11 protein-coding genes are annotated in these 14,590 nt (G+C 46.3%); 7 read left to right on the plus strand and 4 right to left on the minus strand.

Annotated elements, in window-relative coordinates:
• Positions 1 to 416 precede the first annotated feature (416 nt).
• The 3 genes from QUA20_RS28040 to QUA20_RS28050 form a co-directional block, all read right to left on the minus strand.
• On the minus strand, positions 417 to 986 hold the full coding sequence (locus tag QUA20_RS28040) for a DUF3611 family protein (RefSeq protein ID WP_333193200.1): 570 nt from the start codon (positions 984 to 986) through the stop codon (positions 417 to 419).
• Between the two features lie 468 nt (positions 987 to 1,454).
• A complete protein-coding gene (locus QUA20_RS28045) occupies positions 1,455 to 1,742 on the minus strand; it encodes a hypothetical protein (RefSeq protein WP_333193201.1) in 288 nt (95 codons plus the stop codon).
• Positions 1,743 to 2,012: 270 nt separating this feature from the next.
• Positions 2,013 to 5,408 (minus strand): PAS domain S-box protein, encoded by a 3,396-nt coding sequence (locus QUA20_RS28050; protein ID WP_333193202.1) that lies wholly within the window; start codon positions 5,406 to 5,408, stop codon positions 2,013 to 2,015.
• A 612-nt stretch (positions 5,409 to 6,020) separates the two neighbouring features.
• On the opposite strand from QUA20_RS28050, the gene QUA20_RS28055 reads away from it, so the two are divergent.
• The 7 genes from QUA20_RS28055 to QUA20_RS28085 all read left to right on the plus strand — a co-directional run bounded on the left by QUA20_RS28055 (position 6,021) and on the right by QUA20_RS28085 (position 12,964).
• Positions 6,021 to 6,995 carry a LysR family transcriptional regulator gene (locus tag QUA20_RS28055; RefSeq protein ID WP_333193203.1) on the plus strand — a complete coding sequence of 325 codons (975 nt, stop codon included), beginning with the start codon at positions 6,021 to 6,023 and terminating at the stop codon, positions 6,993 to 6,995.
• Positions 6,996 to 7,191: 196 nt separating this feature from the next.
• Positions 7,192 to 8,256, plus strand: coding sequence for an anthranilate phosphoribosyltransferase family protein (locus tag QUA20_RS28060; RefSeq protein ID WP_333193206.1), 1,065 nt, complete (start codon positions 7,192 to 7,194; stop codon positions 8,254 to 8,256).
• Positions 8,257 to 8,392: 136 nt separating this feature from the next.
• Positions 8,393 to 8,998: a molybdenum cofactor guanylyltransferase gene (locus tag QUA20_RS28065; RefSeq protein WP_333193209.1), complete on the plus strand. Its 606-nt coding sequence runs from the start codon at positions 8,393 to 8,395 to the stop codon at positions 8,996 to 8,998.
• Positions 8,999 to 9,075: 77 nt separating this feature from the next.
• Positions 9,076 to 10,251 carry an aminotransferase class V-fold PLP-dependent enzyme gene (locus QUA20_RS28070; RefSeq protein ID WP_333193211.1) on the plus strand — a complete coding sequence of 392 codons (1,176 nt, stop codon included), beginning with the start codon at positions 9,076 to 9,078 and terminating at the stop codon, positions 10,249 to 10,251.
• Between the two features lie 416 nt (positions 10,252 to 10,667).
• Positions 10,668 to 11,015 carry a DUF6717 family protein gene (locus tag QUA20_RS28075; protein WP_333193214.1) on the plus strand — a complete coding sequence of 116 codons (348 nt, stop codon included), beginning with the start codon at positions 10,668 to 10,670 and terminating at the stop codon, positions 11,013 to 11,015.
• 14 nt (positions 11,016 to 11,029) lie between these two features.
• A complete protein-coding gene (locus QUA20_RS28080; RefSeq protein WP_333193216.1) occupies positions 11,030 to 12,376 on the plus strand; it encodes an LCP family protein in 1,347 nt (448 codons plus the stop codon).
• A gap of 78 nt (positions 12,377 to 12,454) precedes the next feature.
• Positions 12,455 to 12,964, plus strand: coding sequence for a pentapeptide repeat-containing protein (locus tag QUA20_RS28085; RefSeq protein ID WP_333193218.1), 510 nt, complete (start codon positions 12,455 to 12,457; stop codon positions 12,962 to 12,964).
• Positions 12,965 to 13,080: 116 nt separating this feature from the next.
• On the opposite strand, the gene QUA20_RS28090 is transcribed toward QUA20_RS28085, so the two are convergent.
• Positions 13,081 to 14,334, minus strand: coding sequence for an S-layer homology domain-containing protein (locus QUA20_RS28090; RefSeq protein ID WP_333193220.1), 1,254 nt, complete (start codon positions 14,332 to 14,334; stop codon positions 13,081 to 13,083).
• Positions 14,335 to 14,590 lie beyond the last annotated feature (256 nt).

Here is a 14,590-nt window from a genome sequence, read left to right on the forward strand (position 1 = left end):
ACTCATTATCAGATATTTGATTTCCCCAAGCTTCACAGTTATGGTAAATTCTCACAAATCATATAGGATTGCTATAGCCTATTTTTCGGAATATGAGCCTAAGTTTTGTTTAGCCTGATTCAAAATCTATCTATTTCAAGGTAGATGAAATATCTTTCAATATAATTAATATAATTACATTTTTAAAATTTAAAAACGGTGGAGCGGGCCGATTACCATTAGCAGGAGCGATCGCTACCAATTCCAGATTAGATGTTCATCCAAATAGCCAATTTGTTTAGCTTGTAGCTGCACAGTCTTCGCTCTCTTTCGCCAAGATTGTGCAACACTACAAACCTTAGTTAAATGTGCCAGCCCTTGTAAGTCCTAACGACATAGGAGCTGTGTTGGCCTTTAGCGATCGCTAATGCTGCCAATTACTCTTCTACCCAATTGAGCAACCCAAGAGAAGTAACAGCTCCAAAAAAGTGAGCGCCAATCAGATTGACGTTTGCCATAGTCACAAAAATATCAAGGGAACGAATCACATTTTCTGGCGCATAAGCTGCCATCGCTTGCGGTTGACTGAGAGTTTTCGCTAGGACGACAGCAACTGTTTCTTCAGAAGCGACAAACGCGATTAATACCCCCACCAAACTAGAAATTAATCCTATCCGTAAGGTGTGAGTAATATGTTCTTTGCTGGGATATACCTCGGAATTTTCCGCGTGCAAAAGTCTGCCTAAAAGCCTGTAGCGAAAATCCCAATAAATTCTAAAGCACAGCAATAAAAGACCAAGTATCGCTAAAAATACCCCGAAACCAATACCTGCATTATTATTGGTTTGTTCGCTCATGTTGCGACCCAACATCGCAAATAATAAAACAATGCCGGAAACAGCACCCAAGAATAACTGTATCCAGAAGCTAAATCGACTGAACAAGCGAAAAGTTGCGACGAATTCGCTTTGGGTCAGCGGTTGGGACAAGGATTCTGGTTGATTCATTATATACACCTTATTGCTGAATTGATCGTCAAAATAAACGAGGTAAGAAAGAGGTTCTGCTTGTCTTCCTATCGCAAGCGATCGCCTTGTGGTTAGCTATGAGACTTATCCAGAAAACTCAGTTCAGCACAGGCAGGATGCCTGATATTTGAGAACTGATTTGAGCAATCTCCGGTAAATAAAAGGTTGAACTCAACACAGCAACTGCCGTTGTGGTTGATTTAATTTTCCTAAAATCCTCCCGGTTCTGAACCATCAACTTCTTGCAACAATTGCAACAATGGGAATTGAAAATCTTACAATTTGATTTAGGTAAAAGGTCTATTTGCCCTTTTCTAGATTATTTCAAGATCTGCCTTCTATTTTAATTTAATCTAACTCGCCCAACCTTGTCATCTGTCTAATGCCATAAAAAAATATCCACCTGATGGAAGATGATTGAGGAAAAACTTATGATAATGCTTTCAGTTAAGTGCGATCGCTCGGACTATTGGCGATCGATGCTTGATTCCCAACTGCCGCACTGGGGCGCATCCATTCTTGCAACGTCCATAAGCTAGTTAGGGCAGCTATTGCAGCTCTCAAACTATCCAGAATCAAATTAATAATCGTATCATTCAGGCTCTCAATCACTTCGTTTGAGAGAACAATACCAGCCGTCCATTCGGCAACTTCCCACAAAGCACCAATCGCAATCCCTAAACTGGTTATTGTTAGCAAATACAGCATTTTATGGTGGCAAAAAATAGTCAGCATTGAACTTTATGCTAAAAAGATAAATGCTAAAGTCACTACCAAAGTCGTGAAAGCATAAACGATTTCATCATCCTGACTAAAAGCATCTATTATCGAGCGAATATGCAGCGAATATGCTTTGATTAGCTGTGACTACCCAGTGATATCTCATTGTTATTAATTGTACTAAATAACAGGGAAACCGCTGTAAAGTTTGGGTGCGCCATAAGCACCTTGCGTAGAACTTAAATATTGAATTTTGCACTCAATAACTTATTAAAAATCAAAACTTTACCTCTGCTCAATTGGCAGCCGCACTCCGAAAGTCGAGCCGAGTCCTTCCCCTGGACTTTCGGCCCAGACACTGCCGCCGTGGAGTTCCACGAGATGGCGGACGATCGCCAATCCCAGTCCCAGCCCGCCGTAATTGCGCGTAGAAGTGCTGTCAGCTTGGCGGAAGCGATCGAACACAAACGGCAAAAACTCCTTGCTAATGCCAATTCCCGTATCGCTGACAACGATCGAAACAGAGTGAACCGGAGACGGCCCAGACAACATAGCGCCACCCGCTGCTCCCGGTTCCCCATCCTGCGAGAGCCTTATTTCCACGCGACCCGACGGCGGCGTAAACTTAATCGCATTCGAGAGCAAATTAGACACCACCTGCTGCAAACGAGTAGCATCGCCCCTCACCAAGCCCACCCCTTCGCCGCAAAAACTCGCCAATTCAATTCCGCGAGCTTCAGCATCAGGGCTGAGCGCCTTCACGGCCGTTTCTACAATCCGCACCAAATCCACCGGGAACAGCTTCAAACACACTTTGCCGCTCACAATCCGGGAAACGTCCAGCAAATCCTCAATCATCTGAGTCTGCAACCGCGCGTTTCGCTCAATAGTCTCCAAACCTACAGCCGTTTTTTCGGCACTCATCTGGCGCTGCCGCAGCATTTGGGCCCAGCCCAAAATCGCGTTCAGAGGCGTCCGCAACTCGTGAGAAAGCGTTCCCAAAAACTGGTCTTTAATCCGGTTAGCCTCCGCTGCTTCCCGGTAAAGTCGCGCATTGTCGATCGCCACCGCCGCATCCCGCGCCAAATCCTCCAGCAACAGCAAATCCCCCTCCCCGCAGCGGCGGCCGGACTCCCCGCACAGCAGCGAAATCGCTCCCAGCGTCCGCCCGCGAGCGATCAGTGGCACGCAGATTGCCGACAGCGCCTGGGATCGCAGCACGGACAGCAGTTCCCTGTCCGGCACAATCGCCTCGATCACCCATTCCGGTATTTCTGCGTAGAGCTTCGACTCCCCAGTCCGCAGCACCTTTGCTACTCCGTGCCGTCCCTGGGGGTCTAGCGGCAAGCGCCGGTCGATTTGCCACAGCATAGCGACTTTGCTCGGATCTGAGTGAGCAACTGCGTGCAAGCGGATCGAGCCGTCGGCCTCGACCAAATGCACGCAGCACCAATCCCCCAGCGCCGGTACTGTTAAATCTGCCAAACCTTGCAGCGCCTCCTCGTAATCCAGGGAAGCCGACGACAGCAAAGCCAAAGCTCTAGCGCGAAAATAGGCTGTTTGGGCCGATCGCTGGCGATCGTCAATATCCGTACAAGTCCCGAACCATTTGAGAATTTTCCCCTCAGCGTCCCGCACGGGCAATGCCCGGCCCAGATGCCAGCGGTAAGCCCCGTCAGATGCCCGTTTAAAGCGGTATTCCACCTCGTAAGTCATCCCCGTCTGTACGGAGGTATTCCAGCGTTCTACAGAATCTTCCGCGTCATCTGGATGCAGGGTTAGCTGCCACCCCCAGCCTTGAGTTTCCTCCAGCGTCAAGCCAGTATATTCAAACCAGCGCTGGTTGAAGTAGTCCACCCAGCCGTCGGGTCTGGCAGTCCAAACGATTTGGGGGATGGCTTCAGCGAGGACGCGGTAAAGCAGTTCGCTGGCTTCGGCTTCGCGGCGGGCGGCCTTTTCCCGCGCCAAAGCTAGATTCCGCTGTTCTTCCGCCTCTTTGCGATCGCTGATGTCGCTAATCACGCCGATCCATTTGTAGGGATTGCCTTGTTTGTCAAGCACTGCTTTGCCCCGATCGATCCAGTGGAGCACGCCGCCCCCCTGGGACTGAACGCGGTATTCCTGAAAAAATGGGGCGGCAGAACTGTCTGGCGCACTCAAATACCCATCGACCGCGGCCAAAACTCGATCGCGGTCGATCGGGTGCAAGATACTGTTCCAAGCTGCTCTTGTCCTCGGAAATCCGCCTTTTTCGTACTGCAAATGTTGGTCTACGTGACCGAACCACAGCACGATGCCGGTCTCGATATCCCATTCGTAAATCAAATCGCTGGCACTTTCTGCAGCAATCCGAAACCGCTCTTCAGACTGTCGCAGCACTTCCAGAAATTTAAAGCGTTCCGTCACGTCCAAAACCAGAGACAGCACCGATACCAACTGTCCCGAATCGCTGTAAAAAGCCGAATTGTACCACTCGCAGTGCACCAACGAACCACGCTTATTATAATTGCTGTTGCGAACTACATTGCAGCGAGTACCTAGTTTTTTTAAACTATAAATTGCCGATTCTACCTCTTCAAAATCGCCTTTAGAAATAAAGTTCCATTCGCTAAAATGCTTGCCTAAAACTTCAGTTTTTTCCCACCCAAAAATCTTCTGGGCTGCCGGCGACCACCCGCTGATCCGAAAGTTTTCATCCCACTCAATCACCGCTAGGGGAGTATTTTCAAAATGAGAAGTGAGTTTTTGCAGCGCGTTGCGCAGGGATGCTTCTACTTGCTTGCGCCCAGTAATATCGCTAAAAGAAATAGCAATGCCGTCGCCCAATTTAACAGTCATCATCCGAAACCAGCCGACAATGCCTTCGCTGTTGTAATAAATCTCGGTATCCAGGGTAATTCCTGTTTCTACAACTTGCACGAAACGATCGAACAAACCGCTATCTTTATGACCGGGCCGCACTTCTAGCAATCGCTTGCCGATTAATTCTTCAGGTGTACTGTGTTGAATTTTTGCGGCTGCGGGATTGACGTATTCCCATTCAAAATCCACAATTGTGGATTCGTCGCGAATGCTGCGAAACACGTTAAATCCGTCTAGAGATAATTCCTGAAAAACGCGGAAGCGTTCTTGGCTTTCTTGCAGCTTGTCTACAGTGTCAAGCAGGAGTTCCTCGACTCGCTCGCGCTGCGTTATTTCTGCGAGCAATTGCTCGTTAATTTGCTGGAGTTCGGTTGTGGGGAATGCGAGGGAATTTTTAATGGCAGAGTCGGCTTGCCGTCGATCGACCTTTTCAGTTCCCAGCGCCGTATTTCCTGCTAAAGAGGCCGCCCCAGCCAAAGCCAACACTTGAGGAACCCACGGTATCAGGAACGCTACAGCCCACAGAGAGATGATAGCGGTAACGGCCGCGATCGAACTTGACAGCCAGTAGCTGGGATGCACCAGCATCCAAACTTGCATCAAGTGAGTTGTCCCGCCGCAGAAAAACCAGGCTCCCAATAGGAGTAACCCCTTGCTCAAAGGCACGTCCCGCTGCTTCCGGGCAAAGTATGTCAGAATTGCTGGAATTGAATAATAAGCCAAGGCAATTAATAAATCGCTGACCGCGTGCAGTCCCATCAACTGGGGTTGCCACTGGCAACATCCACCTTGCGGAATAAAATTGTGGTTAAATGACATAATCTTAAGAAATTGCAGTATTTCGGCTTTCCTGTGCGATCGATCCTACTTGCACTTGTGTTGCTGACCCGCTAATTCCTAGTTTATACAAAAAAAAACAGAAAACAACAGTGGCTTTAGTCCGGGGATCAAAGTTCACGGCAGGTTTTAACCGACCTGCTATATTCGTACATTTATTGAGAGATTTAGGGACAGTCAGGTATTATAATGCCCGAGGAGGTAAGAAATTCAAGGCAAGTTTTAAAGTCCAAAGCATAGGGAGAAACCAAGCAATTTAGCGCATTTTATGAAGCGATCATGACTGGGGATTTCCTTCAAAACTTTGAGCTACAAGCCTGCAAAATTCGATGAATTTATCTTTATTATATCCATTTTTTGATGATTTTGCAGATTCAGAAATCCCTTCTATATTGAAGAATCGACCTCTACTTGGGGACTTATAAATCCTACCCGAGGAAATTGATTCGTAGAGCCAAGCATCCCCGCGTCTAGCCCCGGAATCAAAACTAATCTGTACCTGTATCAAAGTCTACTAAATTCTTCTACTAAATCGGTTAATGTCACAGATTATCTTCCCGTAAAATTTCTGAAACCATCTCGAATTAAACATCCATGCGCTTAGAGCAGCTTCAAGCATTTCTTTCAGTTGCTGAAACCGGTAGCTTTCAGCAAGCTGCCCGGAAGTGCGGCGTTACCCAATCGACTATTAGCCGCCAAGTGCAGGGACTAGAAGCAGAAGTGGGTTTGTCGCTGTTTCACCGCACGGCCCACGCGAAGCTGACTGTGGGAGGGGAACGCCTGCTGCCTCACGCTCGCAAAATCTGTCAGACTTGGCGAAATGCAGCAGAAGAATTGGGAGAGTTACTGGCGGGAAAGCAGCCGGAACTTTGCGTGGCTGCGATTCACTCGGTTTGCGCTGCTTATTTGCCGCCTGTGCTGCAAAAGTTTTGCCGCGACTATCCAGAGGTGCAGTTGCGGGTGACTTCCCTGGGGAGCGATCGAGCTCTGAAAGTCCTCAAAGACGGTTTGGTGGACATAGCGGTGGTGATGAACAACCGCTATTTTACTCAAGCCCCGGAAATGTTGGTTGAGGTGCTCTACAATGAGCCGATCGAGGTGTTGATGGCGGCGGGTCATCCCCTGGCCAAGTACGATCGAGTACCTTGGCCGGAATTGATTTGTTACCCGCAAGTGGTGTTTAAGGATGGGTACGGAATGCAGCGGATGGTGCAAGAACAATTTGGACGCATCGGTGCTAAACTTCATGCTGTTTTGGAACTCAACACTCTTGATGCTTTTCGGGGTGTGGTGCGACAGGGAGAATTGATTGCTTTGCTGCCGCATTCAGCTTTGGTGGAGGCGAAAACCGATCGCACTTTAGCAGTTCGGTCGATCGCCCATGAGCGCTCAAATTCCAAGGTTTCGGCGATCGGTCAATCGGTAGCCGATCCGGCTTGGACTCGCGAAGTGGTGTTGGTGACAACACACGATCGAATGCAAATTCCGCCGATCGCCCATTTCTGGAATCTGGTACGCGAATTTGTGCCGCCTTTTGATGTCATCAAGCTAGAAAAATCAGGCAGTTAATACCATTTTAGATTTTAGATTTTAGATTTTAGATTGGGAATGACTGATGAAATAAGGGTTTGGATATTTCCAACAATTGCCTTCTTTTTGGGAAATGGTATAATTCGATTATTTTGAATAGATAGTTCTGAAATTTAAATTTAAAACGGTTTAAATACTACCAATTACCCACTACCAATTACCAACTTCAAAAGTTATGAGTGACGCATTTAGAGAATTGCTGCGAAAAATTGGCAGCGGAGTACACACAGGAGAAAACTTAACTCGCTCCGAAGCAGCAGCAGCCACGCGGATGATGCTGCTGGGAGAAGCAACACCGACTCAAATCGGAGCTTTTATGATTGCCCACCGCATTAAACGGCCCACCGGCGAAGAATTAGCCGGAATGCTCGATGCTTATGAAAAATTGGGGCCTGTGCTTGCCCCCCCAAACCGAGAAAAAGGTTTTTCCGTCTCTACCGTCGCCGTGTTTGGCGTTGCTTACGACGGGCGATCGCGCACGGCTCCAATTAGCCCTTTAACAGCCCTAATTTTAGCCGCCTCTGGCGTCCCAACCCTCATGCACGGGGGCGATACAATGCCAACCAAGGAAGGCATTCCCTTGATTGAAATTTGGCGCGGTTTGGGAGTTGACTGGAGCAAACTCCGTTTAGAAAAAGTTCAGCAAGTTTTTGACAGTACGGGTTTAGGTTTTGTTTACATTCCCAAGCATTTTCCTCAAGCCGCCGCTTTAGTTCCCTACCGCCGCGAAATCGGCAAACGGCCGCCTTTTTCGACAATGGAGTTGATGTGGTGTCCCTATGTTGGCGACGTTAACGTCATCTCCGGCTACGTCCACCCGCCGACAGAAGGTATGTTTCAAAAAGCCTTTGAGTTGCGGGGAATCAAAAATTATACCACAGTCAAAGGATTGGAGGGAAGCTGCGATTTGCCGCGCGATCGCACTGCAATTATCGGCATTGCTAAGCCGGATGCGGAGTTCGAGCGAGTGCTTTTAGCTCACGGAGATTACGGTTTTAGCAGCACAAATCCTGCCTTTGAATCAGCCTCTGAGTTATTAAAACAAATGCAGGAAGTGTTGCTGGGTAAACAATCGGAATTGATGCAGTCCGCTATCTGGAACGGCGGCTTTTATCTGTGGCGCAGCGGAGTTTGTTTGGATATGAGTTCGGGTTTAATTGAGGCAGAAACTTTATTGAGCAGCGGTCAAGTCGTGCAAAAACTTGAGGAAGTTAGCAAAGCCGTTAGTGTTTTGAGTTGAGAATGATTAATCAGGTTGTGTGTGCAGTGGGTACGCTACATTGAGCAGGCTTTGTGAGCAATGCACGCCAAATATTGATAAATTTTTCTTCCTTCTTCCCTCTTCGCTCTTCCTTCTTCCCTCTTCCCTCTTCCCAATGACTAATCATCAAATTGCTGTAATTGTGCTTGCCGGCGGTCAAAGTTCGCGGATGGGTAGGGATAAAGCTCTACTGGAAATTGAGGGCAAATCCTTATTGCAGCGGGCGTTGGAAGTTGCAACAGTTGTAGGGCCAGAAGTTTATGTTCTGACTGCTTGGCCCGATCGCTATCGATCGACCTTAACCGAAACATCCCAATTTCTGGTAGAGTACAATCCGGGCTCCGGGCCCTTGGTTGCATTGACTCAGGGATTGACAGAAATTGCCGCCGAGTGGATTTTACTGTTAGCTTGCGATTTGCCTTTGTTGGATGCCCAGATTATTCAGAAGTGGGCGAGTCAGTTAACCGAGTTTCCCCCATCAACTTTAGCAGTTGTGCCTTATCAAAATTCGCGCTGGGAGCCTTTATGCGGCTTCTACCGCCAAAAAGCTCTGCCCAGTTTGCAAAGTTTTATTGACAAAGGTGGACGTTCCTTTCAAGTGTGGTTAAATCAAATCCCCGCAATCCCTCTACCTTTCGGGGAACGAGAAGCAGTAATGTTATCGAATTGCAATACATTAGAAGAGTTTGAGCAATTAAAAGGTAAAATGAGTAACGGTTGACAGTTGACAGTTAACTGACTAATGACTAATGACTGCTGACTAATGACTAATGACTACTGACTACTGACTAATTACTAATGATTAACGAATATTGGTTGCTCGATCGCCATATAACTTTTCTCAATCACGGCTCTTTTGGGGCTTGTCCGATTCCCGTACTGGAAGCGCAAACCGCTTTTCGGGAACAACTGGAAAGAGAACCTTTGCGCTTTTTAATGCGGGAATTTGAGCCTTTGTTGGATAATGCGAGAAATCAGTTAGCCGCATTTATCGGTGCGAGTGAGGATGACTTGGCTTTTGTCCCGAATGCGACGACGGGAGTAAATGCAGTTTTGCGATCGCTCTTTTTTTCTCCGGGCGACGAATTGCTAACTACAAATCAGGAATACAACGCTTGCCGCAACACACTTAATTTTGTAGCCGAGCGTACAGGCGCTAAAGTAATAGTAGCAGAAGTCCCATTTCCAATTGAGTCACCCGAACAAATTATTGAAGCAATAATTAAGCGCGTTTCACCGCAAACAAAGTTAGCCTTATTAGACCACGTTGTGAGCCAAACAGGTTTAATATTTCCCATCAAACAGTTAGTTGGCGAGTTAGCTAACCGTGGCGTTGATGTATTAGTAGACGGAGCTCACGCGCCGGGAATGGTAGCACTTAATTTAGATGAAATTGGCGCGGCTTACTATACGGGAAATTGCCACAAATGGCTCTGCGCGCCGAAAGGTGCGGGCTTTTTATACGTGCGGCGCGACAAGCAAGATGCTATTCGCCCAACTACGATCAGTCACGGTGCTAACTCGCCCCGCGCTGATAAATCGCGCTTTCAACTAGAATTTGACTGGATGGGAACAGTCGATCCTAGCCCCTATTTGTGCGTGCCTGTAGCTATTGATTTTATGGGTTCTTTGTTGAGCGGTGGCTGGCCGGAATTGAGGGCAAAAAATCATGCTTTGGCGTTGGCGGGGAGAAAAATATTGGCGGACAAATTAAGTTTGCCACTGCCTTGTCCCGATGAAATGGTGGGTTCGATGGCAGTTGTGCCACTGGCAGACTCCCAGTCTGATGCGGTTGCAAAGGGAGGAATTCCACCTTTGCAAGAGGCGCTGTGGGAGATTTTTAAAATAGAAGTTCCGGTGATTCCTTGGCCGGATGCTAGTAAGCAGTTGGTGAGGATTTCGGCTCAGTTATACAATACTTTGCCGCAGTATCAATATTTGGCTAAGGCGCTGGTTGAGCTGACTAGAATTTGAACGGGATCTTCAAAAAAAACATAACACCAAACTACAAACAGTTATAGGTTTGTAGTTTGGGTTTCGGTTCTAATAGTTTGGGTGAATAAAGACTATTCGTCATTCCTACCAAGGTAATATTGGTTATAAAAATAGGCACAACCAGACAAAAACTATGCAATAAATTATCTTTAACTTTCAAAAAAGTTGTTATTACTTATCTAGAAATAACAAGTAAAAAAAACAGCTATCAATCCCGATAAATCTAGAGTTCGCCTGCAACAGACGAAAAAAATTGGTAAATAACCAGCGAAATTTCCTAAGTTAAAATAGGGTGGTAAAATCCGATAGTGCACAACTTCCGCGCAACAGAATATAATGTATCAATACTTACATTTTCGCAGATAAAAGAAATGAAATGAAAAGAGGAAAATACCATGTCCAATGCCATGATGGTAATTTATCCCTATCGCGAACACTACACCTGGGTTTTTGACGACGAGCGAGTCGGACTTGTCCGAGAACCATTTGTTCAGGGCGTCCCGGAAATGATTAACGCGCTTGTCGCAGACATTCCCAATGCCGCTCGAGGTTTCCGACTCTTATTTTCAGCCAATCCATTTCCCGGATATCAAGCAGAAATGCTGTGGTTGAAAGCAGAATACGGCGGTAACTGGTATCGGTGGGAATCGAAAAATCTCGAAGGCTGGCTGTGTCCGGCTTTGCTCAAATATTTTCGAGAAGCACCGCCCAAGTTTTACTGCAAAGCTGAAAAAATGCAATAATCAACAGCAAGTCAATGAAAAACTTGTCAATCTTTAAAAGAAACTTTGTTAAACCAGTCGATCGAGAATCTCGAAAAAAGCCTAAATTCTTCCTGTATATAGTGGGGCTATTTTTCCTAGTTTTCACAGCCGCCATCTCCGCAGCAATCGGGGCAATTACCGCCCTGTTAGCTCCCGTGGAACCGCCAATTATCAGTAGAGTCTTAGAGGCTACGGGCTTTAACTATACATCATCCAACTCTGGATACCGCTTATCGCGCCCAGTTAATATCTTGATATTGGGAATTGACCGCGTGCCGGAAGCTGCAGCCAATAGCCCTAAGATTTTTGAGGGTCGCAGCGATACAATACTCTTATTGCACCTCGATCCTAGAGAGAAATCTATTAGTTTGCTGTCTGTTCCGCGAGATACTAAAGTCGATGTTCCCGGAATTAGATTCAGCAAAATTAGCGAAGCCAATGCGACGGGAGGAGCAGCTTTGGCGACGCGATTGGTTAGCAGTATGCTGAACAATACGAGAATTGAACGATACGTGCGAGTCAGCAGCAGTGCGTTTCGGGAATTAGTCGATTTGTTGGGCGGAGTTGAGGTGTTTGTACCTCGCGCGATGTCCTATACAGATACTGCCCAAAAGTTAAAAATAAACTTAGCCCAGGGATGGCAAACTCTCAACGGAGAACAAGCAGAACAATTTGCTCGATTTCGCAACGACGGTTTAGGAGATATCGGTCGCATTCAGCGGCAGCAATCTTTAATTCAAGTTATTCGGAACCGCCTTACAAGTCCATCAGTATTGGTACGCTTGCCACAAATTGTTCGATTGATGCAAAAATATGTGGATACAAACCTCAATTATGAGGAAATATTGACGCTGGCAAATTTCGGTTTGCAATTAGAGCGAGATACTTTTAAAATGGTAATATTGCCTGGAAGTTCTAGCTCAAAACAAGGGGATTTGAGGAGTTATTGGATTTTAGATGCGCTCAAGGTCGATCGCATTATGACACAATATTTCAACCAGAGCGTGCCGGATTTTGCACAAGGACGATTTCGCAATCCAACCGAGTCTGTTTTGCCCAAAAACCTCAAAATAGCTGTCCAAAACGCTTCTAATAAACCAGCAACCGCAAAAACCGTTGCTGAATTTCTCAGAAAAAAGGGCTTTTTTAATGTATCTGTAGTGCAGGATTCGCCCCAGAAGGAGCGTCAAAGTCAAATTATTGTTCAGCAAGGCGATTTAGAGGCAGCGAATCTACTGCAAAAAGAGTTAGGTGGCGGTAAAATTGAAGCATCTTCTACCGGTGAAATTAATTCTGACTTGACACTTCGCGTTGGCGAAGATTGGGTAAAGCGATTTTAATTAGTCATTAGTCATTAGTCAGCAGTTAACAGTTAACAGTCAACAGTCAACTATGCCCAATTCCCCATTCCCATCATCATGAAAAGTGTCTTCCGAATTTTCCTGAGCCTGATTTTAAGTTTAGTGTTGGCTTGTGGGTGGGTGCTGCTGAGTGCTACTCCGGCATTTGCCCTGCCTAAAACAAATATTAATTACACAAATATTAATTTGTCCGATCGCGATTTTTCCAACTCGGATTTAGCGGGGGGAACATTTGTCGCGGCCCAAATGCGGGGAACAAATTTTCAAGGTGCTGATTTAACTAATGCGATTTTGACTAAGGGAGTTTTGCTGAAGGCCAACTTGTCAGGTGCCAACCTCTCCGGTGCTTTGGTAGATAGAGTTACATTCGACGGCGCTAATTTGACGAATGCTAATTTTTCCGAGGCAATTATGACTCGAACTCGGTTTTATGATGCTGCAATTTCCGGTGCTGATTTTACTGACGCGATTATCGACGCTTATCAAGTGAATATCCTGTGCGAGAAAGCAGATGGTGTCAATCCCGTGACGGGAGTTTCTACCCGAGAAAGTTTGGGATGTCGGTAGAAATTCACAAGTTTAAAAAATTCTGAATAATTGTTTGATTAGATGCACCTGTAGCGAGGTAAAATAGACAAATTAAAGCCCCTCTCCTGCAAGGCGAGGGGCTTCAAGTATCGGCTCTATCGAGCGCTACAAATGCCTGTGGTGGTAGTACCAACTACCAACTCGGAATCCAACTGCAAATCTAAATCGGTGTCGGGATTAACAGCATACAAATCGACTTTATCTCTCCCCAAAAATACCCCGATCAAAGTCCCGATTCCCGCACCCCCCAGCACCTCTTCAGTCGCGATCGCCCGATCGCCCGTAACACCTGCGATCGCCGCCGCTGCTGCTGCACCCAAGGCCGTATTCTTAACCAGATTACCAACATTAACGCCCTTGGTAACAGTTTCTTTCCTAGTAATCAGTTGCGAAGTGGCCTTGAGAGGCACTCTGCTGCCGTTGATGATACTTAATTCTTGAGCCACAAACTGAACGCCCGAAGCAGTCGATCGCAATTCCCCGCTAATTTTCGAGCCTTCGGGTATCACCACTTGGTTATTATTACCCGCGATATCCGAAGCAACAGTCAGCGTAATCGGAGACTTGTCATTGGGGCCGAGCAAAATCTTACCTTTTGCGTACTCGACTGGAATAGTCGCCCCGCTGGGAATTTTCACAGCAACAGACTCGCTAACATCAATCTTGGCAATGTAAGGAGAATTAATTGCTCTTGCTTGATTGGTACTCACTAATGTTTGATAGATAAAAGCAGCTACTTCAGCTCGCGTTGCTGATTTGTTCGGTTTGAGAGATTTAGGATTGGGATAGCTGACAACTAACTGTTTTTCAGTAGCAGCAGCAACGCTTTTGACAGCATAACTTTGAATCTCACCAGCATCATTATAGTAGCTGAGAACATCTTGAAAATCGCACGTAGGCTCATAGCCCATGCCGTTATTTAAAGCGACTACAACTTGAACGCGAGGAATCTGCTGTGCCGGTCTGAAAACATTGCCGGGATAGCCAGACATCCATCCCATTTCGTAAGCTTCTGCGATCGCCCCGCTTGCCCAAAAATTAGACGGAACATCGGCAAACCCCACGGCAGCGCGGGTTTTTGCTTTTTTCACAGAACGGATCATTGCCGCGAATTCAGCCCGCGTTACCGGTGCATCCGGCCGAAAACTGCCATCGGGAAATCCTTTGATAATTCCTCTTTCTGACAAATCTTGAATAAAATCTTTTGCCCAGTAGTTATTATTAACATCCGAAAAAGCTGTCTGAGCAAAAGAAGGCGCGGGAGCTAGCATCGGCGCTGCGGTTCCGGCAACTGTTCCCAGTGTTAATAAAACAGATGTACCGGATTTAATGCGATGTAATACAGACATTTTTGATTCTCCAATTTACACAAGTTTTTTATTGAGGACAAGCAAGCTGTTAATAGGCTGATTGATTCCTGCCGAACTTGCTCTTTCCCTCACTTATGTACTCATTGTTGAATCTTTTAATTTTTCGTGGGGGGAAGATACGGTCTTTTAAAATAAATATTTTTATTCTTAGTGTGGATTATAAAAGGCTTAAATTCCTTAAAATCCTTATGTTGCTTATCTCCCTTATCTACCTTGAATTTATACAGTCCTGGAT

The organism is Microcoleus sp. Pol7_A1 (assembly GCF_036701085.1).
In the GTDB taxonomy this organism is placed as follows: Bacteria; Cyanobacteriota; Cyanobacteriia; order Cyanobacteriales; family Microcoleaceae; genus Microcoleus; species Microcoleus asticus.

Coding starts and splice junctions, on each gene's coding strand:
- QUA20_RS28040 (WP_333193200.1), bottom strand. CDS start 986: ATGAATCAACCAGAATCCTTGTCCCAACCGCTGACCCAAAGCGAATTC.
- QUA20_RS28045 (WP_333193201.1), bottom strand. CDS start 1,742: ATGCTGACTATTTTTTGCCACCATAAAATGCTGTATTTGCTAACAATA.
- QUA20_RS28050 (WP_333193202.1), bottom strand. CDS start 5,408: ATGTCATTTAACCACAATTTTATTCCGCAAGGTGGATGTTGCCAGTGG.
- QUA20_RS28055 (WP_333193203.1), top strand. CDS start 6,021: ATGCGCTTAGAGCAGCTTCAAGCATTTCTTTCAGTTGCTGAAACCGGT.
- QUA20_RS28060 (WP_333193206.1), top strand. CDS start 7,192: ATGAGTGACGCATTTAGAGAATTGCTGCGAAAAATTGGCAGCGGAGTA.
- QUA20_RS28065 (WP_333193209.1), top strand. CDS start 8,393: ATGACTAATCATCAAATTGCTGTAATTGTGCTTGCCGGCGGTCAAAGT.
- QUA20_RS28070 (WP_333193211.1), top strand. CDS start 9,076: ATGATTAACGAATATTGGTTGCTCGATCGCCATATAACTTTTCTCAAT.
- QUA20_RS28075 (WP_333193214.1), top strand. CDS start 10,668: ATGTCCAATGCCATGATGGTAATTTATCCCTATCGCGAACACTACACC.
- QUA20_RS28080 (WP_333193216.1), top strand. CDS start 11,030: ATGAAAAACTTGTCAATCTTTAAAAGAAACTTTGTTAAACCAGTCGAT.
- QUA20_RS28085 (WP_333193218.1), top strand. CDS start 12,455: ATGAAAAGTGTCTTCCGAATTTTCCTGAGCCTGATTTTAAGTTTAGTG.
- QUA20_RS28090 (WP_333193220.1), bottom strand. CDS start 14,334: ATGTCTGTATTACATCGCATTAAATCCGGTACATCTGTTTTATTAACA.